The 22,850-nt window shown below is 50.4% G+C and carries 20 protein-coding genes and 1 pseudogene; all 21 read left to right on the forward strand.

Annotation, left to right across the window (positions count from 1 at the left end):
• Nucleotides 1–184: 184 nt before the first annotated feature.
• The 21 genes and pseudogenes from HH215_RS32450 (at nucleotide 185) to HH215_RS32555 (ending at nucleotide 22,833) form a co-directional block, all read left to right on the forward strand.
• Complete coding sequence (locus tag HH215_RS32450) at nucleotides 185–1,534, forward strand: glucose-6-phosphate isomerase (protein ID WP_169283670.1); 1,350 nt, start codon at nucleotides 185–187, stop codon at nucleotides 1,532–1,534.
• Between the two features lie 125 nt (nucleotides 1,535–1,659).
• Nucleotides 1,660–2,445: a tyrosine-protein phosphatase gene (locus tag HH215_RS32455; protein WP_169283671.1), complete on the forward strand. Its 786-nt coding sequence runs from the start codon at nucleotides 1,660–1,662 to the stop codon at nucleotides 2,443–2,445.
• A 684-nt stretch (nucleotides 2,446–3,129) separates the two neighbouring features.
• Nucleotides 3,130–3,513, forward strand: a complete 384-nt coding sequence (locus HH215_RS32460; RefSeq protein WP_169283672.1) for a hypothetical protein — start codon at nucleotides 3,130–3,132, stop codon at nucleotides 3,511–3,513.
• A gap of 98 nt (nucleotides 3,514–3,611) precedes the next feature.
• A complete protein-coding gene (locus HH215_RS32465; protein ID WP_169283673.1) occupies nucleotides 3,612–3,908 on the forward strand; it encodes a hypothetical protein in 297 nt (98 codons plus the stop codon).
• Between the two features lie 246 nt (nucleotides 3,909–4,154).
• The gene (locus tag HH215_RS32470) at nucleotides 4,155–4,910 is read left to right on the forward strand and encodes a YveK family protein (RefSeq protein WP_169283674.1); all 756 of its coding nucleotides are present in this window, start codon (nucleotides 4,155–4,157) and stop codon (nucleotides 4,908–4,910) included.
• The gene (locus HH215_RS32475) at nucleotides 4,891–5,583 is read left to right on the forward strand and encodes a CpsD/CapB family tyrosine-protein kinase (RefSeq protein WP_169283675.1); all 693 of its coding nucleotides are present in this window, start codon (nucleotides 4,891–4,893) and stop codon (nucleotides 5,581–5,583) included. The genes HH215_RS32470 and HH215_RS32475 overlap by 20 nt, the downstream gene beginning before the upstream one ends.
• A gap of 218 nt (nucleotides 5,584–5,801) precedes the next feature.
• Nucleotides 5,802–6,707, forward strand: a complete 906-nt coding sequence (gene galU, locus HH215_RS32480; RefSeq protein WP_169283676.1) for a UTP--glucose-1-phosphate uridylyltransferase GalU — start codon at nucleotides 5,802–5,804, stop codon at nucleotides 6,705–6,707.
• Nucleotides 6,707–7,402, forward strand: coding sequence for a sugar transferase (locus HH215_RS32485; protein WP_169283677.1), 696 nt, complete (start codon nucleotides 6,707–6,709; stop codon nucleotides 7,400–7,402). The genes galU and HH215_RS32485 overlap by 1 nt, the downstream gene beginning before the upstream one ends.
• A gap of 22 nt (nucleotides 7,403–7,424) precedes the next feature.
• Entirely contained in the window at nucleotides 7,425–8,540 is a 1,116-nt protein-coding gene (locus HH215_RS32490; RefSeq protein WP_169283678.1) for a glycosyltransferase family 4 protein, read from the forward strand.
• Nucleotides 8,533–9,855: an O-antigen ligase family protein gene (locus HH215_RS32495; RefSeq protein ID WP_169283679.1), complete on the forward strand. Its 1,323-nt coding sequence runs from the start codon at nucleotides 8,533–8,535 to the stop codon at nucleotides 9,853–9,855. Before HH215_RS32490 ends, HH215_RS32495 begins: the two co-directional genes overlap by 8 nt.
• On the forward strand, nucleotides 9,852–11,021 hold the full coding sequence (locus HH215_RS32500; RefSeq protein ID WP_169283680.1) for a glycosyltransferase family 4 protein: 1,170 nt from the start codon (nucleotides 9,852–9,854) through the stop codon (nucleotides 11,019–11,021). Before HH215_RS32495 ends, HH215_RS32500 begins: the two co-directional genes overlap by 4 nt.
• Complete coding sequence (locus tag HH215_RS32505) at nucleotides 11,022–12,143, forward strand: glycosyltransferase family 4 protein (protein WP_169283681.1); 1,122 nt, start codon at nucleotides 11,022–11,024, stop codon at nucleotides 12,141–12,143.
• Nucleotides 12,144–12,147: 4 nt separating this feature from the next.
• Complete coding sequence (locus HH215_RS32510) at nucleotides 12,148–12,720, forward strand: LbetaH domain-containing protein (RefSeq protein WP_169283682.1); 573 nt, start codon at nucleotides 12,148–12,150, stop codon at nucleotides 12,718–12,720.
• 51 nt (nucleotides 12,721–12,771) lie between these two features.
• Complete coding sequence (locus HH215_RS32515; protein ID WP_254450295.1) at nucleotides 12,772–13,308, forward strand: acyltransferase; 537 nt, start codon at nucleotides 12,772–12,774, stop codon at nucleotides 13,306–13,308.
• 12 nt (nucleotides 13,309–13,320) lie between these two features.
• A complete protein-coding gene (locus HH215_RS32520) occupies nucleotides 13,321–14,352 on the forward strand; it encodes a glycosyltransferase family 4 protein (protein ID WP_169283683.1) in 1,032 nt (343 codons plus the stop codon).
• 3 nt (nucleotides 14,353–14,355) lie between these two features.
• The gene (locus tag HH215_RS32525) at nucleotides 14,356–15,255 is read left to right on the forward strand and encodes a glycosyltransferase (RefSeq protein ID WP_169283684.1); all 900 of its coding nucleotides are present in this window, start codon (nucleotides 14,356–14,358) and stop codon (nucleotides 15,253–15,255) included.
• Nucleotides 15,256–15,263: 8 nt separating this feature from the next.
• A complete protein-coding gene (locus HH215_RS32530; RefSeq protein WP_169283685.1) occupies nucleotides 15,264–16,616 on the forward strand; it encodes a lipopolysaccharide biosynthesis protein in 1,353 nt (450 codons plus the stop codon).
• Nucleotide 16,617: 1 nt separating this feature from the next.
• Entirely contained in the window at nucleotides 16,618–17,565 is a 948-nt protein-coding gene (locus HH215_RS32535) for a polysaccharide pyruvyl transferase family protein (RefSeq protein WP_169283686.1), read from the forward strand.
• Nucleotides 17,562–18,952, forward strand: a pseudogene (locus HH215_RS32540) (sugar phosphate nucleotidyltransferase). The gene HH215_RS32535 and the pseudogene HH215_RS32540 overlap by 4 nt, the downstream one beginning before the upstream one ends.
• Before the next feature lie 2 nt (nucleotides 18,953–18,954).
• Nucleotides 18,955–20,295, forward strand: coding sequence for a UDP-glucose dehydrogenase family protein (locus HH215_RS32545; protein ID WP_169283687.1), 1,341 nt, complete (start codon nucleotides 18,955–18,957; stop codon nucleotides 20,293–20,295).
• A gap of 27 nt (nucleotides 20,296–20,322) precedes the next feature.
• The gene (locus tag HH215_RS32555; RefSeq protein ID WP_174887590.1) at nucleotides 20,323–22,833 is read left to right on the forward strand and encodes a hypothetical protein; all 2,511 of its coding nucleotides are present in this window, start codon (nucleotides 20,323–20,325) and stop codon (nucleotides 22,831–22,833) included.
• Nucleotides 22,834–22,850: the final 17 nt, after the last annotated feature.

Below are 22,850 nucleotides of genomic sequence, written 5' to 3' on the forward strand. Positions count from 1 at the left end.
CCGACAAAAACGGCTTGGAATTCGGTGAATGATCAGAAAGTATCTCGTTCAACTTATACAGAAGCAACCTCGATAAGCAATCTTCATCAAACCTTCATCGTTGCTTGCTTGTGCCATCCGCGTTTATTCAGTATTCTATATCTAATGTGCTAAGACCGTTCGAGGTCGCGAAAGGGAGAGAGAAATGAGCAAAACCATTCAATTCGACTATTCCAAGGCGTTGCAATTCGTCGGACAACACGAGATCGACAATCTCGCGCCGGCAGTCAAGCTGGCGCATGAGCAATTACATAACGGAACGGGCGCGGGCTCCGACTATCTGGGCTGGATCAACCTGCCGTTCGATTACGACAAGCAAGAATTCGCTCGTATTCAGAGCTCGGCCAAGCAAATTCAATCCGACTCCGACGCTCTTATCGTAATCGGTATCGGCGGATCGTACCTGGGCGCGCGCGCGGCGATCGAAATGCTGCAGCATTCCTTCTACAACACGTTATCGAAGGAACAACGCAAGACGCCGCAAATTTTCTACGCGGGCAACAATATCAGCTCGACTTACGTGACTCACTTACTGCAAGCGCTGGAAGGCAAAGATTGGTCGATCAACGTTATCTCCAAATCGGGAACGACGACGGAGCCGGCGATCGCATTCCGTATTTTCCGCGAAGCGCTCGAGAACAAATACGGCAAGGAAGCCGCCCGCAAACGGATCTACGCGACGACCGACAAGGCTCGCGGAGCGTTGAAAGTATTAGCTACGGAAGAGGGCTATGAAACGTTCGTTATCCCGGACGACGTCGGAGGACGCTACTCCGTATTGACAGCGGTTGGCCTATTGCCGATCGCGGCAGCCGGCATCGACATCGAGGCGATGATGAAGGGCGCGCAAGATGCCGCTACGACTTACAACAATCCGAACCTGGGCGAGAACCAAGCGTACCAATACGCCGCGGTTCGTAACGCGTTGTACCGTAAGGGCAAAGCGGTAGAAATTCTCGTCAACTACGAGCCGGGATTGCACTTCGTATCGGAATGGTGGAAGCAGTTATACGGCGAAAGCGAAGGCAAAGACTACAAGGGGATCTATCCTTCCTCCGTTGATTTCTCGACGGACTTGCACTCCATGGGACAATTCATCCAAGAGGGCAACCGGATTATTTTCGAAACGGTGCTGCAAGTCGGCCAAGTTTCCGAACAAATTACGATTCAGAAAAACGAGGACGACTTGGACGGCTTGAATTTCCTTGCCGGCGAAACGCTCGATTTCGTTAACAAGAAGGCGTTCTTGGGAACTTTGCTGGCGCATACCGATGGCAACGTACCTAACTTGATCGTTAATCTACCGGACATGAGCCCGTATACGTTCGGATATATGGTTTACTTCTTCGAGATCGCTTGCGGCGTGAGCGGCTATCTGCTTGGCGTCAATCCGTTCGATCAACCCGGCGTCGAAGCTTACAAGAAGAACATGTTCGCGTTGCTCGGCAAACCGGGCTTTGAAGAGCAGAAGAAAGCGTTGGAAGCCCGCCTGTAACGTTCGTTGCGAATGACTTTGGGCAACATATGCTGATAAATCGGTTTTCGTGTGATAGAATGGGGTCAAGTTTGCCTTCCGGGCGAGCTTGACCCCATTGATCTGTCAAGGGAGCGATGATCAGCATGATAGACATTCATACGCACATACTTCCCGGATTGGATGACGGAGCAAACGATTGGGAGGATACTTTGAATATGGCGCGTGCAGCAGTTGATGAGGGAATTACGACCCTGATAGCGACGCCGCACCACGCTAACGGTCGCTACAATAATAAAGCGGTCGAAGTGAAGGAGCATACCCGTCTTATTAACGAACGGTTAATAACCGCAGGCGTACCGATTACGATTAGACCCGGACAAGAGATTCGGGTGCATGACGACCTGCTAGAGGCATGGCACAGGGAAGAATTGCTTCCATTGGCCGGCTCCGAATATGTGCTAATAGAAATGCCTTCTTCGCGTATTCCCAAAGAGATGATCGAGCTGATTCACGAGCTCCTTATCCTGAACTTAAAACCTATCATCGCTCATCCCGAGCGTAATGCCGAAGTCGTGAAGCAACCGGAGCGGCTCGCGGAATTAATCGAGAAGGGGGCTTTCGCTCAAGTGACGACCCACTCGTTGCTTGGAGGTTTCGGCCGACGAATCGAGCAATCCGCTTGGTCTCTTTGCAGAAGCGGCCTCATTCATGTCGTCTCTTCCGATGCCCATCATCTTGACCGAAGAGGGTTTCGGTTGCGCGAAGCCTATGAAGTCGTTCGCGAGCGCATGGGGGAGCAGTGGGAGAACTATTTCCTGAACAATGCGTTATGCGTGGCCGAAGATCGGCCTTTTGTCGGCAAACCGGATGCGGCGCCGTTAACCGATGGCGTTCTCCGCCGTTTCATTTCCTATTTTAGCGGTAAATGAGTAGACGAAGCGGTCATTTAGCAGGAGGTGTTCGTGATACCGAAGATGTATTTCCGTTTGATTTCGATTAGTAGGATAATCCCGATACAAATTCTTATAATCGGGAAAAAGGACTGAAACGGATTTCTCTAAACCTTCAATAAAACAGTTTCGGGAACCAAGCGCACCTCGTTTTGGGAGGAAAAGCTAGGTTTTTTTAGCATTTCGGTTAATAAAAACGTTTATTTTGGTTCGATAATAGCCCCGAATAGCGATGTAAAAAATCGGGATTGGGTTTTTTTGCCTAGTCTTTCCGGGACGGTAGCCAATAGTCCCTCTTTTGAGCGAAATCAGAGGGATTATTGATGACTCCTTCAACGATCCAAGTTACGAATAGATATTCGATTTCCTTTTTGTTATAAGGAATGGGACGATTGAGTCACGAATAAAACGAAGACCTAAAGTCTGAAAATTGAAATTAAATAATTAAGCGCTTCCACGGCGAAGAATGATCTTTATCGGAATAAAAAAGGAAAGAAATTCATATGAAAACAGTTATGAAAATGAGCAAGAATGTCTAAACGGCACCATGTCTTTATTCCCTCTTGAAATTCCGATTTCTATGGCATAATTAAATTCACGAGGGAGATTAGCTGTCAAGTCGCTAAATGCCCCGTACCAGGCAGTCGCTACGAAACGATAAGGATGAGCAAATCTGAAGGGTTAACCGTAACTGTTCCTTTCAAGTTAGAGAACGAGCGAAATAGCGGTGCTCAGCGCCCTTATTTCTCCGGAAACTCGCACGCGGGACGAAATAGCGGTGCTCAGCACCCTTATTTCACCAAAAACCTGCCCGCGGGGCGAAATAGCGGTGCTCAGCACCCTTATTTCACCAAAAACCCGCTCGCGGGACGAAATAGCGGTGCCCAGCACCCTTATTTCTCCAGAAACCCGCTCGCGGAGCGAAATAGCGGTGTGGTTGATTCAATTTCGCAAAGCGATTGCCCTGTGCCCCGCGCAAAAAGAAAGTTAAAAATTTCTAAAATGAATGATATTTTACTATTATTAAAACCTCCTAATATAGGTTGAATTCTATGTCGAGTTGTAGCAAGCTAATCTTGTTATAATGATGCACCATTATTCCGATGTAAATGATGGTGTTACTTGATGAGTGGAGGAGATTAAAGATGAACGTTTCGAATCAGGAGCAGAAGCAAGTAAGGCTGAAGCAATTTTTGAAAATATTATCCGAAGATCCTTCCCTATTCAATCAAGAAAGGCATGAGGAGTGCAGATCGTTATCCGAGCTCCTTATGTATACGGGTTATCTCCCCCGCAACGAGTCCGTCGACATGGCCGAACTGGTATCGCAGCTATTGAAGAAAATGGGGCTTGAAGCCGGATTGGAAGACATGATGGATTACGTCATGAATGGCGGAACGGTCGACGATTTTATGAACACGGGGAGACAAGAGCTGAACTAACCGCAAGTACAATTGTCGCGACAGGGTTATTCTTAGATGAAGCCACGCCCATTTGTTCGCGAAATGAATAATTAAGTAATTATCATATTCATAAGGAGATCTTTCGTTCATGAGGATGGAAACTTCTATGAATATTTCACGCCCGTAAGTTCTCGAATTGAATAACTATTTATATTAAAATTTCGAAATGAATAACTTTATCAACCACATCGAAAAGATGACTTAACCAGTAACGGAGGAGACGATTTGGAGCTAAAACAATATTGGATCATCGTGAAAAGAAGGTTGTTATTGATCGTTTTGATTATTATCGTCAGCTGTCTGTCCGTCGGAATCTATTCCTATTACTTCATTCAACCCCAGTATGAAGCTTCCGCCAAGCTGATCGTCAACCAGTACAAGGACAGCAGTTCATTGCTTCCGAGTATCGACGTTGGCTCCATTAATTCCACGATCGGGCTGATCAAAACCTATAAAGAAATTATAAGAACGCCGCGCATTATGAAAAACGTAGTCAAAGACTACCCGGATCTTAATATGTCGTACGGCGATCTCATCGGAAAAGTAAGAGTAAGCTCGGTGAACGAAACGCAAGTGATGTCCGTATCGGTCCGGGACAATTCTTATGAGAAGGCAGCGAATGCCGCGAACGCGGTCGCGGTCGTTTTTCAGAAGATGGTTCCCGGGTTGATGAAGGTCGACAACGTGTCGGTGTTGGACTTTGCCGATCCGAAGGAGCATCGCGGTCCCGTTGCCCCGAATCCGAAGTTGAATATTGCCGTCGCTTTCATGCTGGCGTTGATGCTGGGCGTAGGCATATCTTTCCTGCTCGATTATTTGGACGACACGATCAAATCCGAGGAAGATATCGAATCGCTGCTGGGGGTTCCGGTGCTGACTTCGATTCCGAGGTTTCAAGAACGGGATGCGATTGAACGCGGAGGCAAAACCCCGCTAACGAGAACGGCCGGGAGGGAAAAACATGTCTCGCTTGATACCTAAATGGAACCTGATTACGGAAACGAATCCTAAATCTCCGATTTCCGAAGGTTATCGGATACTTAGGACAAACATCGAGTATTCGTCCATCGACCAATCGCAGCAGATCATCATGGTTACCTCTTCCAACCCTAGCGAAGGAAAGAGTACGACTTGCGCGAACATGGCCGTCGCTTTTGCCCAAACGAACAAAAGGGTGCTGCTGATCGATGCCGATCTACGAAAGCCGACGCAGCATCATATTTTCGGTAAATCCAATCGATTCGGCTTGACGTCGGCTCTCTTCAATCAAAGAGAGTTGCAAGAAGTCATCCAACATACCAACACGGACAACCTATCGCTCATTCCCGCCGGCCCTACGCCGCCTAACCCTTCGGAGTTGCTTTCCTCGAAGAGAATGGCGGCGCTTCTGGACACGACGAAAGGGATGTACGACATGATCATCGTCGATACGCCGCCCATCTTATTCGTAACGGACGCCCAGATCGTAGCGGCGCAAAGCGATGGCGTCGTTCTCGTCGTTGATTCCGGCAAAGTGAGAAAAGAAGTCGCGCTCAAAGCGAAGGCTTCTCTGGATCACGTGAAGGCCAAACTGCTCGGCGTCGTTCTCAATAACGTCAACCGCAAGCATGCCGACTCCTATTACTACTATTACGGAGAGAAGAACGAAAGCTAGCATCGGTTATCTGAACATCGGTCATCCGAACATTTTATAAGAGTCAACGGTTAGGTAATGTCTCCTGCACCTCTATCACCGGAGGCACTCGGTCATGCTGTGGGTCAGCCGACCTTAGACGTTCATCGTCAAGGGTATGACGTGAGGAAGGGTTAGATGCCCATTGTAAGAGGTTAACTTGATCCATAGACAAAAAAACAGGATAGGGTGAAATCAAAATGGCAAAAGTGAGAAAAGCGATTATCCCCGCAGCAGGGCTTGGTACCCGTTTTTTACCGGCAACGAAAGCGATGCCGAAAGAAATGCTTCCCATTCTTGATAAGCCTACCATTCAGTACATCGTGGAAGAAGCGATCGAATCGGGTGTCGAAGACATTATCGTCGTGACCGGCAAAGGCAAACGGGCGATCGAAGACCACTTTGACATCGCATTCGAGCTGGAACACATTTTAGAGGAAAAAGGCAAACTCGACATCTTGGAAAAGGTCAGAAAATCATCGAACGTTAATCTTCATTATATTAGGCAGAAAGAAGCGAAAGGGCTGGGACACGCCGTATGGTGCGCCCGCAACTTCATTGGCGACGAGCCGTTCGCGGTTCTGCTCGGAGACGATATCGTCGAAGCGGACGTTCCGTGCACGAGGCAACTCATCGAACAGTTTGAACGAACGGGCCGTTCGGTTATCGGCGTTCAGACGGTATGCGTGGACCAGACGCATCGTTACGGGATCGTGGATCCGGGCGAAAGAATCGATAATCTGTACCACGTGAACCGTTTTGTGGAGAAGCCGCCGAAAGGCAAGGCGCCATCCAATCTGGCGATCATGGGCCGATACGTCCTGACTCCCGATATTTTCGAATACTTAGGCCGGCATGAGCGAGGAGCGGGCGGAGAAATTCAACTGACCGACGCGATTCAGAAGCTGAACGAGGATCAAGGCGTCTTCGCTTTCGACTTCCAGGGAACTCGTTACGACGTAGGCGAACAGCTTGGCTTTATTATGACGACGATCGATTTTGCGCTTCGAAATAACGACCTGAAACATCAACTTATGGCGGAATTGGGGGAGATCATGGAACGAGAGCTCGGCAAACGATTAATACTAGGAAGGAGTGAGAGATAATGACGCCGCAATATCGGGACGATGCGGTCGTGAGCGCGTCTGAATATTATAAGAATGCAGCGATCGAACGAAAGAAACCTCGCGCGAATAAGCTTCATTCGCTGCTTAAACGGACGATCGATATTGTCGGTTCGCTATTCGGTTTAATCGTCTTGAGTCCGCTGTTCCTCATCGTCGCGATCTGTATCAAGTGGGAGGATCCCAAAGGGCCGGTTTTTTTCTCCCAGATAAGAGTCGGCAAGAACGAGCAGCCTTTCCGGATATATAAATTCCGTTCGATGTGCACCGACGCGGAGGACAAGCTGAAGGACGTGCTGCACAAAAATTTCATTAGCGGAGCGATGTTCAAAATCAAGGACGACCCGCGCATTACGAGAGTGGGAAAGTTCATTCGAAAGACGAGCATCGACGAGTTGCCGCAATTCTACAACGTTCTTAAGGGAGAGATGTCGCTCGTCGGTCCCAGACCGTCATCCCGGATGGAAGTGGACGGATATACGACTTACGACAAGAAGCGTTTGTCCGTCACGCCCGGATGCACGGGGCTGTGGCAGGTCAGCGGAAGAAACGATATCGGCTTTAAGGAAATGGTCGAATTGGACATTGCTTATATCGAGAAGAAGTCGATTTGGTTCGATATCAAAATCATTTTGAAAACGGTGGTAACCATTATAAGCTCCAGGGGTGCATCGTAAATCAGCGAACGGAGGCGAGATCATGACAAAGGTTCTTCATCTATCGGAGTTTACTAAGGGCGGCGTGGGAACCCATATAAATGAAGTGCTGAAGTACCAATCGGATAACCATGATATCTACTTGATGGTTTCCGAGTTGAACTCCAACCCGGATTTCTTGCGGATCAACTCCGACAGGGTGTTCATGTACCCGTACAAGAGGAAACCTTCCTACATTCTCAAAACGATGAAATCGATCGATCGGAAAATAAAAGAAATCAATCCCGATATCATTCATGTCCATGGAACGTTCGCGGGTTTCTTCCTGCGAACGTTGCTTTTTTTCAAGAAACGGCGCCCCGTCGTCATTTACTGCTCGCACGGATGGGCTTTTCTAATGGACACTCAGAGTTGGAAAAGAAAGCTGTTCGCCATCGTGGAGAAGGTGCTGTCCCTGAAGACGGATCACATTATCCATATCTCGAACCATGAATACGAGATGGCCATGGATTACGGCATATCGGCCAAGAAATCCGTCGTCGTGCATAACGGGGTATCGGATTCCGCGGTTTCGGAGCTTGCGCCGTTCGCGGTTCGGAAGGAGAAGATCAACTTGCTGTTCGTTGGCCGTTTCGACCGGCAGAAAGGCTTCGATCTGTTGCTGGAATTATTCAACGAGCATAAATTCGCGGATATTCATCTCTATCTCGTCGGAGACACCGTATTGAAGGAATGCGAGTATCGATATCCGGATAACGCGATCAAGGTCGGCTGGGTGGACAATTCGGAGATCGACCGGTACATGAAAGCTTGCGATGCCATCGTCGTTCCTTCCCGCTGGGAAGGGTTCGGCCTCGTCGCGATCGAAGCGCTTCGGAATAAGAAGCCCGTCATCGCCAGCAACCGGGGCGCGCTTCCGGAAATCGTTCAGCACGGCGTCAACGGCTATCTTTTCGATTTCGATAACAAGGAAGAGCTGGCGAACATCTTGAGAGGGTTGGATAAGAGCAAGCTGGAAGAGATGGGAATAGCGGGCCGGAAGGTTTTTAACGAGAAATTCCATTCGGATAAAATGAACCGTCAAATCGAAAGACTGTACGAAGCCGCGGAGAGCAAACCGACCGACCGGTATTCCGTCTCCGTGAAAAGATATGTCTAGGTTTTTGCCTCTGTATCTGGTTCTCTTGCTGGTGCTTACCGTCTATCAAGATTTTCCGCTGGTGAACACGATCGGCGAGATAGGCAGGTCGCCGATCATCGTGCTGTTTCCTCTCTTTATTTTTTGCGAGGTAGCGATGCTAGCGAAATACAAGAAAGTGATGCTCGCTTCGAAGCTGCAGAAGTATTTGTTCGCTTTTATTCTCTATTTGAGCTTCGTTAGCATCGTCTACGTTTTCGTGCAATTCATGCAGGGCAGCTACAGCTTCGGTTCGGAAAATCTGCTGGGCAAAGCGGTGAAGGTGTTAATCTATTTCATCCTGATCTTGTTCTACATCCGGCATATGCAGCTTGTATTCTCGAAAATAAAAAGCTACAAAGTGCTGTATGCGTGCTTCTTCTCCGTCGTTACGCTATTGATCTTCATTATGATTTTAGAGCTCATGAGCATACCGCACGCGCTCTCATCCTTTCATGCGGGGAGCCATCCTTATTGGAGGGTGAGGCTGCTGACTTCCGAAAGCAGTACGACGGGATCCATCATCGTCGTGTACGCTTCGATACTGGTTTATCTGACCCGGTATCTGGGCGGCTTTGCCAAGACGTTATCGATCGTTTACGTTTCCGGGTTTTTCCTGTTCTACTTGTTCGTCACGGGATCCAAAGGCTTCCTGATCGTAAGCTTGCTGACGCTCGTCGTCACGATGATCAAATTTCTGGATTTCAGGAAGAAGAAAAACTTCATTTTGCTCTTGTCGGCAATCGTGGCGATGTATTATTTCATCGCGTATTTTTCGGCGGGGGTGGTCAGCTCGTTCAGCAACGATATCGAGAACTATACGTCGTCCTATACGAGAATGGGGACGATTATTATCTCGTTGGCTACCGTCCTGCACAACCCGCTGGGCGTCGGAACGGGAGCCTACTTGATGTATTTCGACAAGTACGTGAACGACTCGATCAACCTCATGTCCCAATTTTACTACCGGATGTTCGGCATTGGTCAGATCAATGCCGGAGAGCTTCTGCAATATTCGAATTCGGATGAAAATTTAGGCGTCAAATCGGGTTTTTTCCAGTGGGTCATGTTCGGCGGAATTTTCTCCGTCGCGTTCTTCTATCTCATGGCCAGAAATTTGATCGTCAAAGTGAAATCCAGCTCGATATTGTTTCTGGCTCTTGTTTTTATTTTACTTTCCTTGCTCTTCGTGGCTTTGGAGATCAAATACGAGGTATGGCTGCTCTTCGCCTTTATCAGCTTCTTTCTAGGTCAGAACGAAATCAATCATTCCAATAGACCGAGGGTGGCGAAATGAAAATACTTATTGTTTGCAGCGATTTCCCCTACCCTGCCGATCATGGCGCAAGGGTCGACACTTGGGGAAGGATTAAGGTTTTGGCGGAGCTCGGTTGGAGGATCCATCTCGCCGTGTGCGGAAGAGAGAAGCCTTCCGAGGCGGATTTGGAAGCCGTTAGCGCTTATGTCGAGCAAGTTAAGCTTTGCGACCGCAGAAGCAAACTGGCGGATTTCATGCACGCGACTCCGATGCAAGCGCGATCGAGAGACGAGCTAAGGCATGTAGACGTCGACGGCGATTACGATTACGTGCTGCTTGAAGGCGATTATGTGTATCCGATCCTGGACAATCCGAAGATCAGGCACGACAGCGTCATCTTACGGGTTCATAACGACGAAGCGGTCTATTTCAAAGCGCTTGCCAGAAGCACGAGAAACGTCATTCACAAGCTCTATTACCGCATGGAAAGCGGCAAGTTCGCCCGGCTGCAGAAGAAGATGCTGGAGAAGGTAGACAAATATTTGTTTATCTCGAACAAGGAGTTCGAAACCTTCCAAAAACGGCATCCTTCGGCACGGAGCCAATTTTTGCCGCCTCCGGTATCTCTGGGGAATTTCGGTTCCGGCACGTTCCAAGGGAAGAACGTCGTGTTTATCGGTTCGTTATTCATGCCGAATAACCGGGAAGCGATCCAGTGGTATCTTGCTCATGTTCATCCCTTGATGCTGCGGGAGCCCGACTACAAATTCATCGTAGCCGGGAATAGCAGGAAGATGAGCTTAAGCTGGCTGGATCAATACGATCTGACCAACGTGATCGTACACGATTCTCCGAAGAGTCTGGATGACATATACAAACAAGGGTACTTGTTCGTTAATCCGATGCAGAACGGAGCCGGCGTAAAGCTGAAGACGATCGAAGCGATTCAGAACGGCTTGCCGGTCATCTCCACCTCGATCGGATACGAAGGCACGGGTCTCGTGAAGAACGAGCATATCTTGATAGCCGACGAGCCGGAGGCCTTTTATCGGAAGATCAAGTACTTGTTCGACAATCCTCACTCGGCTAAGGCTTTGGCGGATTCTTCGCAAAATTTCTTGCGCATGCACTATAACCATAAAGAGGTGCTGAACGGTTACATCCGTTCGTTAACTCCCATCTACCCGATAAAGCAGGTGCGCTGAATGGAAAACGGAAAAACGAACGTATTGTTCGTCACCCACGCGGATAAGAAAGGCGGCGCCGAGCAAAGCCTGATTCACCTGATCAATTACTTGGACACGGCGAAATACCGGATTTATTTGTTAAGTCCCGGCGATGCGGCGTATTTGAATGAAATCAAGACGGAGTACGAGCATTTCCCGCTTCGGCTGAACAGCATCAAACAAAAGCTCGGCCTCGGGTACTTGGAGACGCTGCTGCGCATCAAGCGTTTCGTGAAGAAAAACCGGATCGAGATTATACACGCGAACGGGTGGCGGGCGCCTTGGTATACGGCTCCGCTCAAGTTTATGACGAAGAGCAAGCTGGTATGGCACCACAGGGATCATACGCATTTGAGAATGTTTAACCATGTGCTGCCAAGGTTTTTCGACCAGGTGATCTGCATCTCGCACTTCGTGGCGAATTCCATCCGGGGCAGCAACAAGACGATCATTTACAACGGCATCGATCCGGATTCGGCATTAACGCCTAAGAGCCGAATCCTGATGGAGGACGACACGCTCGTCATCGGGATGTTCGGACGAATCGTGGAGTGGAAGAGATACCATCTCGTCATCGAGGCCGTCAAAAAGATGGCCGACAACAAAAGGTATAACTGGAAGCTGCTCATCGTAGGCGACACGTCCGTGGACGGGTCGGAAGACTATTATAACGACTTGATCCGGAAGGTCATCGCTTACGGGTTGGAGGAGAACATCGTTTTTTACGGCTACAGCCCTAACCCTCTCGACGTGATGAAAGATTGCGATCTTACGGTTAACTTCTCGTTAAACGAGCCGTTCGGCAGAGTCATTATCGAGTCGCTGCTCGCGCAGACGCCCGTCATCGTATCGGATTCGGGCGGAGCGCCGGAAATCATTCGCGAAACGAAGGGCGGTTTTATCGTGAAGGACGGCGATGTCGAAGAGTTATATCGAACCATTCGGCGCGTCTACGATAAAGGCGTCAACCATCAGGAGCTTTCAAACGAAGGATACGCTAACGTCATGAACGACTTTAACATGAAGGCAATCGCCCGGAAGGTGGAGAACACCTACCATTCGTTATTGGCTCGGAAGATGAAGGCGGAGACGGCGGGATGATTCTATGAATGTCCAATACAAGCAGATCCGGTTCGGCAAGCTGCTGGCCGTCCTGAAGGGCGCGGTCATACTGCCGATCAAAACCAGTTCGGTCGGCAGACTGGGGCGGATCTCGGGGAAATTATCCGTAAGCAACAAAGGCGAGTTTATTATCGGGAGGAACGTTTCCTTTCACGCCAAACCGTTTCCGTCTTCCGTAACGGTTGGTAATAAGGCGGAGCTGTGGATAGGGGACAACGTTTTTTTTAATTACGGCTTGGACATCGGTTGCACGAAATCCATACGGATCGGCAGCAATACGATCATTGGACCGATGGTTAATATTATGGACTCGAATTATCACCCGGTAGATGCGGATGATCCGTGCGCAAGCAAAGAAGTAATCATTTCGGAAAATGTTTGGATCGGCAGAGGGGCCGTCATTTTGGCCGGCGTTACGATCGGACCTAACTCCGTAATCGCCTCCGGCAGCATCGTAACGCGGGATATCCCGGCTAACGTGCTGGCCGGGGGCACGCCCGCCAAGGCGATACGCGAAATCAACGTTCCGAACGATTGGATTCGCAGATACAACTGAACCGCGGCGGCGCATTAGGCGAACGATGCAGAAAGGGGGCTAAGTGGGGGAGTGAGCAACCTAAAGCATGCGTTAAAACAAGCCAACCGTCTTCTAAGAGGCGCCATATTCGCATTCCGAACGACGAAAACCGGTTCAATGCTCCAAGTATCCGGTTCTCATGTTGTTTCGAAATGCAGCAATACGAAACTCATAATCGGCAACAGGGTCATGCTCTATGACAGGGTCAATTTCTATCTGGATCAACCCGGAGCGGAAATCGTCATCGGCGACCGGACTTACATTAACCGTCGGACGGAGATCATGTCCAAGCAATCGGTGACGATCGGCACGGGCTGCGCGATCTCATGGGACGTGGTCATTTCGGATACCGATTATCATGAAATCGCGGGTACCTCTTCGACGAAGCCGATCGTTATCGGCGACGAGGTTTGGATCGGCTGCAAGTCTACCATTTTGAAAGGCGTTACGATCGGTAACGGAGCCGTCGTGGCGGCCGGGTCCGTCGTAACGAAAGACGTAGCCCCCCATACGCTTGTAGCGGGGATACCGGCTAAAGCGATCAAATCGAATGTCCGGTGGAAATAGGGAGGGCGGAAGATGAGAGTATGGATGTGGCCGAAATCGAGCGAACTGAATTTTTACAATGATTTGTTGACCGATTCGCTTAGCGGAGCAGGGTTGGACATTGCGGATTTGCGACACGGCAAGCTAATGCTGCAGGTTGGTCGAGCGAAATCGGGGGACATCGTCCATATCCACTGGATGCATCACGCTTACCAGAATCGGAATCGGCTGCTGTTTATCGTGAAATCTTTTATTTTCGTGCTGACGATGCTCTATTTGAAGCTGAGGAACGTGCAACTGATATGGACGATTCATAACCTGTATCCGCATCACGCGAAGTACCCTAAGATGGAGCGGTTCATGCGAACTCTGATCTGCCGATTTTGCAGTAAGCTGATTGTCGCGTCGGAGTCGATAAAACGGAAGGTCATGATGGAATTCAACGTCCCGGCACGGAAGCTATACGTTGTTAAACATGGCCACTATTTGGGCGTATACAAGCCGTACGGAACGGATGTCAGACGACAATATAACGTTAGCGAGGACGACGACGTGTATTTGTTTCTCGGCGCGATCAAAGCTTATAAGGGCATCGAGAATTTGATCGAATCTTTTAACGCGTTGAAGACGAAACGAACCTTCCTGATCATTGCGGGAAAAGCGGACGAAGAGATGGCGGCGTATTTGCGAAGTTTGGGAGATACCGAAAATATCATTCTGGATTTACGTTTTATCCCGAATGAAGAGGTTGCCGATCTGATCAACGCCGCCGATGTGATGGTGATGCCTTACAAAGAGATCACGACATCGGGTTCCGCGATTCTCGGGCTGTCGTTCAAGAAGCTGATCGTCATGCCGGACAACGACTTCATCGGCGAATATTTCAGGGAAGACATGGTCGTCGGTTACGAGCCGTCCGATGTTAACGGGCTTACGAACGCGATGAAAAAAGCGTTAAACGCGAAAAGGGAAGGAAAAGCGCCGAAGTATGACGAGGTGCTGAAGGAATTGGAATGGAGCGCGATCGCGGAAAAGATTAAAAACGTTTATCAAGGATGGGGATGAACGATGAAGGTTACGGTGGCCATCTGCACTCACAACCGGGCCAAAGATACGGGAGAGGCGATCGAAAGTATTCTGACGCAGAACTTCGATAAAAAGGCGATCGAAATTATCGTCATCGACAACCGGTCCACGGATCATACGGCACAGGTCGTGAACGATTTGAGACGGCGTCACGGTCCGAGAGTACGCTATATTCTCGAGAACAAGCTCGGCTTGTCGGTTGCCCGCAACAGGGCGATACGGGAGGCGAACGGCGAGTTCATTTTGTTTCTCGATGACGATGCCCTTGCTTCGAGCCATTGGGTGCAACACATCGTGGACGTCTTCGAAAGAGATCCGGTCATCGGCTGCGTCGGCGGCAAAATCGATCCCGTCTGGGAAGCCGCCGAACCGGATTGGATTCCGGAGGAATACCGCTCGGTGTTCACGATTCTCGATTACTCGAACGGGGTGAAGGAAATGCCTTCCCCATCGATTCCTTACGGCGCGAACGTCGCGTTCCGGATGAGCGTCTTCGACCATATCAAGCCGTTCCGCGAGGACTTGGGAAGGGTCGGCAATAATCTGCTGTCGAGCGAGGAAAGCGAGCTGATCGCGAGACTTCGCGAGAAGTACAAGGTTTACTATACGTCGTATGCTTCCGTCAGACATAAGATCGCCAAGGAACGAACGACGAAGAAATGGTTCTTGAAGCGGATTTTCTGGCAGGGGGTGAGCGATGCGGTAAAGCGGCAGGACAAAAGCGTCGCGGCCGTCGCTAAGCATACGATTCGAATGATGCAGGCAGTCGGGTCGTTATCGTTCACGATTTTCCAGAATAAGAAATTCATCCGGCAGATCGTCAAAATTTGTTACCGCAACGGGTCTCTTGTCGGTATCCTGCGCTATAACGGTAGGGGTTGAAAGGAATTATGGCACAACACGCCATTCAAAGAGTTTGGAAGGGAGACGGTCTCTTTCAAACGATTCTCCGCACGAGCGCGACCAATCTGCTGGTGATGGTTATCACTACGCTTACCTCGATCGTGACGGCCCGCATGTTCGGCGTCGTCGGCAAAGGGGAATTCTCGGCCATTCTTTTCTGGCCGACGTTGTTAGCGGGTCTGGTCGGCTTCGGGCTGCCGACCTCGTTGATCTATAACATGAAGCAAAACAAAGGCCGCGGAGAAGACTTCGTAAGGGCGGGGTTCCTGTTCCAGATTCCGGTCAGCATCATCGTCGGCATCGTCGCTTGGATCTGGCTTCCCGTTTGGCTCGGAAATTATTCGGAAGCCGTTATTCAAATCGCGCGATGGTATACCGTGTTTATGCTGCCGATTATTCTGGCGGTTAATTTGATTTCGGCGCTGGCGCAGAGCAGGAACAATTTCAAGGTGTACAACGGCGTTCGCTTGTACGTTCCGCTATGCAACTTGGCCGGATTGCTTGCGCTGTGGGCAGTCGGCAATACAACGATCGATCTCGCCGCGCTGGTTTTCCTCGTGACTAGCATGCTCGTCATGACTTGGTCCTTGTACGGCGTAGGGGACGTAATCCGAAGCGATTGGTTCAAAGGGTTAGGAAACTTATCGGCAGCAAGGGCATTGTTCGGATACGGCAGTAAAGTGTTCGGGGTTGAATTGCTCGGCACTCTTTATTCCCAATTCGATAAAATCATCATTCTGTCCCTGCTGACGGCGAAGGATCTTGGCCTTTACACCGTCGTCTTCGCGCTTTCCCGGGTGTTCAACGTCGTTCAGACGGCCATTACGAACGTAATCTTCCCGAAAGTAACCGGGATGGATAAGGACCGAATCATAGCGACGGTCGGTCGGGCGTTCAGGCTGTCTTTGATCTTAATGACGATCGTCGTTATCCCGAGCATGCTCATAGGACGTTTCCTCATGGGTATTCTGTTCGGCGCGCCGTTTCTTGAGGCGACCACCGCATTCTATCTCCTTTCCTTCGAATGTATTCTGGGAGGGGGTTCATGGATTCTCGCATCCGCGTTTAACGCGATGGGGCGGCCCGGGCTCGTGCTGATCAGGCAACTCATCGCCCTTGCGGCGACGATCGGATTGTTTTTCCTGTTCACTCCGTTATACGGGCTGAACGGAATCGCTTTTGCTCTATTGATCGGCGCCGTGATCCGGATGATCGTGACGATGGCGGCGCTTCGAATGACGTTCAATGTGAGGATTAGAGGCATGCTGTTCGATAAAAACGATTTTCGTTTTTTAATGGAGCGGATTAAAGAGAGAAGCCTACGCAAAGGAGAGCGTTGAAATGCCAAACGTATCTAACGTTCACCCCATGGACGTATTAAAAAATAAGCTTCGCGAAATTTTGAACGTTGTTCCGCAAGGTTCCAATATTTATTACCTCGATTATCCCGTTCATAGCAACGGCGGGGATTTGCTGATCATGAAAGGCACCGAGGCTTTCTTCAAAGACAATCATATTCGAGTTCGCGCTCGTTATAGCGTTCTTGATTTTCCCGAGACGCTAATGATTCCTAAAGATCACATTATCGTGCTGCATGGGGGTGGGAATTTCGGCGATCTTTATCCGGTTCATCAAAAGCTGCGCGAGAAAATCGTTACGAGCTACCCGCAGCATCGCATCGTCATTTTGCCTCAGACGATCTATTACAAGTATGAAGTGGAATTTGATCGAACGGCTCTCGTTTTTAACAGGCACAATGATGTTCACCTCTTTGTCCGTGACCCTTTGTCTTATGAGATGTCAGCCATGAAATTCCATAAATGCTCCGTTTATTTATCGCCGGATATGGCTCATCAGCTGTGGCCGATCCGGCCAAAAAGCAGTCCAGGTAAAGACCTGTTATGCTTTTTCCGAACGGACATCGAGAAAACGAGCGAACAGGAGCAACTGGAAAAATCCGGACGGGGCGATTATTTGGATTGGACTTCCCTGTACAACCGAGTAGAGAAGAAGTCGATCTACATGATTGTCAGAATGATGAGAAAAGGCGGCGGGGCGCTGCCATTGCAGGCGATCTGGGGAAAGTATACCGATTACTTGGTGGACAAAGCCGTCAAACGTTTCAGCGGATACCGGAACGTGCAAACCTCCAGGTTGCACGGCCATATCTTGTCTTGCTTGATGGACAAGCCCAACACGCTGCTCGACAACTCGTACGGCAAAAATTCCAATTACTACAAAACTTGGACCAGCGGAATTCAATCCGCTCGATTGGAGGTAACGCCATGAAAATCGTTCTTCTTTCGGGGGCTCGGGCAAACGCTTATGGCCGCTGTCGAACGAGTCGAGATCGAAGCAGTTTTTGAAGGTGCTTAACAACGGCGAGGGCGAGCGGGAGTCGATGGTACAGAGGGTATGGCGGCAAATTTCCAATGCCGGGTTACGGGAGCATGCTTATATCGCGACCAGCAAACCGCAGGTAGAGATGATCCACGGCCAACTCGGAAGCGAGATCGAAGTCATCGTCGAACCGGAAAGAAGGGATACCTTTCCGGCGATCGCATTGGCGGCTACCTATTTATACTCGGTGCAGGGCATCAGCCTTAACGAGACCGTTGTCGTCATGCCGGTCGATCCGTACGTCGACGAATCGTTCTTCCATAAGACGAAGGAGCTTGAGGATGTACTGAACGAATCCGGCGCGGATTTAGCGCTAATGGGCGTGAAACCGACGTTCCCTTCGGAGAAATACGGTTATATCGTACCGGGCAACGAGAGTCCGGCGGATAAGCCGTTCGTAAAAGTGCATAGCTTCAAAGAAAAACCCCGCGAAGAAGAAGCGGCAGCGATGATCGAACGGGCTGCGCTTTGGAACTGCGGGGTTTTCGCGTTTAAGCTCGATTTTCTTATCAATATCTTGATCGCTTACGAATTTCCGATTCAGTACGAAGAGATGTCGAAGCAATACGGCAGACTTCCGAAGATCAGCTTCGACTTCGAAATCGTGGAGAGGTCCAATCACATCGTGGCGCTGCCTTACGAGGGAGATTGGAAGGATCTCGGAACGTGGAACACGCTGACCGAGGAAATCGAAACCTCGTTGATCGGCAAAGGAATCGTGGCCGGCGACTCCCGCAATACGCACGTGATCAACGAGCTCGATATTCCGATTACGCTGCTTAATCTATCCAACGTGATCGTAGCGGCAAGTCCGGACGGCATACTCGTGTCGGATAAATCGGCCAGTCCGATGATCAAAGAGGTGATGAAGCATTCGGATCAGCGTCCGATGTACGAGGAGCGGCGTTGGGGGCGTTACCGGGTGCTCGATTACTTGAAATATCCGGACGGCAAAGAAGTGTTGACCAAAAGAATCCGCGTCGCGTCCGGCCGTAATCTAAGCTACCAATATCATCTGCTGAGGGATGAAGTATGGACGGTCGTATCCGGCCGAGGGGAGATGGTTCTTAACGGCGAACGGTTTCCGATTCAATCCGGCGACGTGATCACGATTTCCAAAGATAGCCGGCACAGCTTGCGGGCCGATACGGAAATGGACATTATCGAAGTGCAGACCGGGACCGAGCTTATCGAAGAGGATATCGTCCGACTGGCGTTCGATTGGAACGAGATTATGCTCATTTGTACCGTGCAAACAAACTTCGAGGGGCGATAAGAATGAACATCACGGTTATCGGTACCGGTTACGTAGGGCTCGTCTCCGGCGTCTGTTTCGCGGAGCTCGGCAACCGGGTCATCTGCGTGGATAAGGATCCGGAGAAGATCGACGTCTTGAACTCCGGCGGCATTCCCATCTATGAGCCGGGTCTGAAGGAGCTCGCCGTTGCTAACCGCAAGTCGGGTAAGCTTTCGTTCACGACCGATTTGCCCGGGGCCGTTCGCCGCTCCGACATTATTATTTTAGCCGTCGGAACGCCTCCGCTGGCGAACGGCGAGGCGAATCTCGCTTATATCGACCAAGCGGCGCTTGAAATCGCGGAAGCGATGAACGGGTACAAAATCGTTGCCGTAAAAAGCACCGTGCCGGTCGGAACGAACGAGCGGATCGCCGCGCTGATAAGGTCCCGCACGAGCTTGCGCTTCGACAGCATCTCGTTGCCGGAATTCCTTCGGGAAGGCTCCGCGATTCAGGATACGATGCATCCCGACCGGATTATTATCGGAGCCGACTGTTCAAGCGCCGCCGAAACGATGGCGTTGCTTCATAAGCCGCTGACCGAACAAATCGTTATTACCGATATTCGCAGCGCGGAAATGATCAAGTACGCATCGAATGCGTTTCTCGCCACCAAAATTTCGTTTATTAACGAGATTGCCAACATCTGCGAGAAGGTCGGCGCGGACGTGACGCAGGTGGCGGAGGGGATGGGATACGACAAGCGAATCGGCCCGTCGTTCCTGAAAGCCGGGATCGGTTATGGAGGCTCCTGTTTTCCGAAGGACACGCACGCGCTTATTCAAATCGCCGGCCATGTCGATTACGAATTCAAGCTGCTGCGCTCGGTCGTGGAAGTGAATCAAGATCAGAGATTTAACGTCATCCGAAAGCTAGAGTCGATATTCGACGGCGAAATGCGAGGAAAGACGGTTGCGGTGTGGGGATTAGCTTTCAAGCCGAATACCGATGACGTACGCGATTCGCCGGCTTTGGAAATCATTCGGCATTTGGTAGATAACGGGGTGAAGGTCAAAGCCTATGACCCTATAGCCATGGCTAACTTCCAAACCTTATTCGGAAAGGAGGGAGTCGCATGGTGCGATAACGCAATGGATACGGCCCAAGGAGCCGATGCGCTTTGCTTGCTGACGGAATGGGACGAATTTTCCGGGATGGACCTCGGACAGCTGCAGACGGTAATGAAACGCCCGATTCTGATTGACGGGCGCAATGTTTTTAAGGAAGAAAATTTACTTGGCACCGACTTCGTTTATTATTCCGTCGGACGTCCCAGCTTGAATCAAGGCGTGAAACAGCAAATGCCCGTTCTGCAATTTTAGACTATATTTCCGGTAGAGGTGAAAGAGATGACAACGTTTAGAACAAAAGCGACCTTATCGGCGCTTGCGGTTACTGTGCTTACCGCTTCGCTAGGAGGGTTGCCGCTCAGTCCGAAAGGGGTGGCGGACAAGCTAGGATGGGTTCAAATCGCGAACGCCGAAGGAACGCAACCGCCTACGGGCGGGATAGTGGAACCGCCGGTAGAACCTCCGGTTGTGCCGCCGGTAGTAGAACCGCCGGTAGAACCTCCGGTAGTGCCGCCGGTAGTAGAACCGCCGGTAGAGCCACCGGTAGAGCCTCCAGTAGAACCGCCAGTAGAGCCTCCGGTATTGCCGCCAGTAGAGCCTCCAGTAGTACCGCCGGTAGTGCAGCCGATTGATGAGTATGCGGAGTGGATGAGCATAACGTCCTCCGGTCTTCTTACGCGGTTGAACGAATTGTTCGCGGCGCTTGCCTCCGGGGATCCGGCGGACATTCAGGACGTGCAAAACTTGCGGAACGAGATTGCGGGCCTCGACGAGTCCGCTTATTTGCCGTTGATCGACCCGATCTGGAACAAAATCAGCGCCCGGTTTCCCGAAACGGTAGATAAAGAGGCGGCTAAGATCGGTCTGCTCAAATTGATTAAAGCGATCGGCTCCGCCCGATACGATCCCGAATTGTCGGAGCTCAGGGCGATTCGAAGGAGTCCCGAGTTTATTGCGTTGGCCAGGCTAATCGAATCGGCCGCCGGCGAGAACATCACGTTCAGCGATTTCCTTATTTTCTTCTTGGGAGACGGGGGTGGCAGGAAAGGCATCGAAGGCACGCTCGTCGAGCTGCTCTCAAGCTCGTCTCCTTGGGAACTGGCTCAATTGCTTGCGGATCAGAAAAGGATGACAACGGTTTTGCTTCAGGCAACGGGCAAGGTACTCGGCGAAACCGACAGCTACAAACTAAGCTCGCTTCTGACCAAGTTAGGCGTAACGTCCGAAGACGTGGGAGCCGTCGTGCGGGGGTTCCAGCTTAAGCTCAAGAAGGATGAACCGGCCATTAACGCGTTAATGATCGCTTATATCCGCACGATCGCAAAGTCGAACGCGATCATAAGCGAGGATGGTCTTGAACACCGGTATAGTCTAAGCATCTTCGGGACGGAAGTGCCGTCCCTGGTCGTGCAATGGACGAAAATATCCGGTAGCCCGGACGTGAGCGTAATGCCAGACGGCATCGTTACGATACCTAGAGGCGTCGAGAGCGCCTCGGCGGTCATTCAGGCTAAGCTGGTTAACCCTCTTACCGGAGTGGGGAAAGTTATTCTAGAGCAAGCAATCACGTTGACCGCAGCGGAAGAGGAAGGAGACGTCTTCCCGATCGAGCAGTTCTTGGAACGGAGAAACAAGCTTAACGCCGCGCTCCTTGCAGGCAACCCAGATGATGCGCAGGCCGTACGAAATCTGCGAGATGAAATCGCGGGTCTGGACGTCGCGAACAATCAAGCGTTGATCGATCCGATCTGGAACCGAATTGCGCCTCGGCTACCGGATTCCATTGATCAAGCGCAGCTTAAAGCAAGTTTATTCGAGATCGTTAAAGCCGTCGGCGCGATGCAATACAATCCTCAGTTATCCGAATTGGAAGCGATCCGGACGAACCCGGAATATCGGGCAACGCTGAAAACGATCGCGACGGCAGCCAGAGTGAAGCGGTTGACGATAGACGATTACCTTATTTTCTTGTTCGGCGACGGGGCGGAACGCAAGGGCGTCGAAGGAGCGATTGTCGATATCGTGGCGGATATGAAGCCAAGAGAGCTTGCCGAACTGCTGGACAGTACGAGGAAAAGGAATGCCGTGCGGGACGAAGCGATAGCCGATATTTTAGCCGAGAGAGAAGACTATGCGTTAAGCGCGGCGTTGAACAACCTTGGCGTCGGATCGGCGGATGTAAGATCCGCGATTCGCAACTTCGAGGATAAGCTGAAAAATGAAGTTCAGGCTACTCTTGCTCTGTCCATCGCTTATATTCGTTCGGAAGCTATACCGACCGTGAAGGTCACCGCGAACGGACGCCAACACCAATACGGATTAACGGTGCTAGACGTGGAGATTCCGTCCTCCGTCGTTAGGTGGAAGAAAGTGTCCGGAAGCAAGGATGTCAAGGTGGACTCCAACGGAAAAGTAACGATTCCGAAAAACGTAGCGAAAGGAACCGCGGTCATTCAGGCGGTATGGAACAATTATGGCACCCGTAACTCGAGAGTGCTGTTCGAGCAGGAAGTGACTCTTGTTAACGAGGACATGATCGGAGGCGTCGAAGAAATCGTTCAAGCGTTTAATGAAAAGCTGGACGAGATTAAAACGAAGCTTGACGCAGATCCTAACGATGAGCAAAAAGTGCAATTGCTGTTGGAGGTTATTCTGCTAGGCAAGGATACCGTTAATCAGATCAATGAAGCGGATGCGCCGAAAGCGGTCAAGAAAAAAGCGATAGATACATCGAAGAAACAGGTTTCAAGACTGGTTAGCCAGATTATTCAAGACTTAATGGATTTTTAAGTGCAAACCAGCCTTCT

Origin of the sequence: Cohnella herbarum, assembly GCF_012849095.1 — a bacterium.
In the GTDB taxonomy this organism is placed as follows: Bacteria; Bacillota; Bacilli; order Paenibacillales; family Paenibacillaceae; genus Cohnella; species Cohnella herbarum.

Coding starts and splice junctions, on each gene's coding strand:
- HH215_RS32485 (WP_169283677.1), top strand. CDS start 6,707: ATGACGCCGCAATATCGGGACGATGCGGTCGTGAGCGCGTCTGAATAT.
- HH215_RS32535 (WP_169283686.1), top strand. CDS start 16,618: ATGCCAAACGTATCTAACGTTCACCCCATGGACGTATTAAAAAATAAG.
- HH215_RS32460 (WP_169283672.1), top strand. CDS start 3,130: ATGAGCAAATCTGAAGGGTTAACCGTAACTGTTCCTTTCAAGTTAGAG.
- HH215_RS32450 (WP_169283670.1), top strand. CDS start 185: ATGAGCAAAACCATTCAATTCGACTATTCCAAGGCGTTGCAATTCGTC.
- HH215_RS32465 (WP_169283673.1), top strand. CDS start 3,612: ATGAACGTTTCGAATCAGGAGCAGAAGCAAGTAAGGCTGAAGCAATTT.
- HH215_RS32455 (WP_169283671.1), top strand. CDS start 1,660: ATGATAGACATTCATACGCACATACTTCCCGGATTGGATGACGGAGCA.
- HH215_RS32520 (WP_169283683.1), top strand. CDS start 13,321: ATGAGAGTATGGATGTGGCCGAAATCGAGCGAACTGAATTTTTACAAT.
- HH215_RS32495 (WP_169283679.1), top strand. CDS start 8,533: ATGTCTAGGTTTTTGCCTCTGTATCTGGTTCTCTTGCTGGTGCTTACC.
- HH215_RS32475 (WP_169283675.1), top strand. CDS start 4,891: ATGTCTCGCTTGATACCTAAATGGAACCTGATTACGGAAACGAATCCT.
- HH215_RS32490 (WP_169283678.1), top strand. CDS start 7,425: ATGACAAAGGTTCTTCATCTATCGGAGTTTACTAAGGGCGGCGTGGGA.
- HH215_RS32500 (WP_169283680.1), top strand. CDS start 9,852: ATGAAAATACTTATTGTTTGCAGCGATTTCCCCTACCCTGCCGATCAT.
- HH215_RS32545 (WP_169283687.1), top strand. CDS start 18,955: ATGAACATCACGGTTATCGGTACCGGTTACGTAGGGCTCGTCTCCGGC.
- HH215_RS32505 (WP_169283681.1), top strand. CDS start 11,022: ATGGAAAACGGAAAAACGAACGTATTGTTCGTCACCCACGCGGATAAG.
- HH215_RS32510 (WP_169283682.1), top strand. CDS start 12,148: ATGAATGTCCAATACAAGCAGATCCGGTTCGGCAAGCTGCTGGCCGTC.
- HH215_RS32525 (WP_169283684.1), top strand. CDS start 14,356: ATGAAGGTTACGGTGGCCATCTGCACTCACAACCGGGCCAAAGATACG.
- HH215_RS32555 (WP_174887590.1), top strand. CDS start 20,323: ATGACAACGTTTAGAACAAAAGCGACCTTATCGGCGCTTGCGGTTACT.
- galU (WP_169283676.1), top strand. CDS start 5,802: ATGGCAAAAGTGAGAAAAGCGATTATCCCCGCAGCAGGGCTTGGTACC.
- HH215_RS32530 (WP_169283685.1), top strand. CDS start 15,264: ATGGCACAACACGCCATTCAAAGAGTTTGGAAGGGAGACGGTCTCTTT.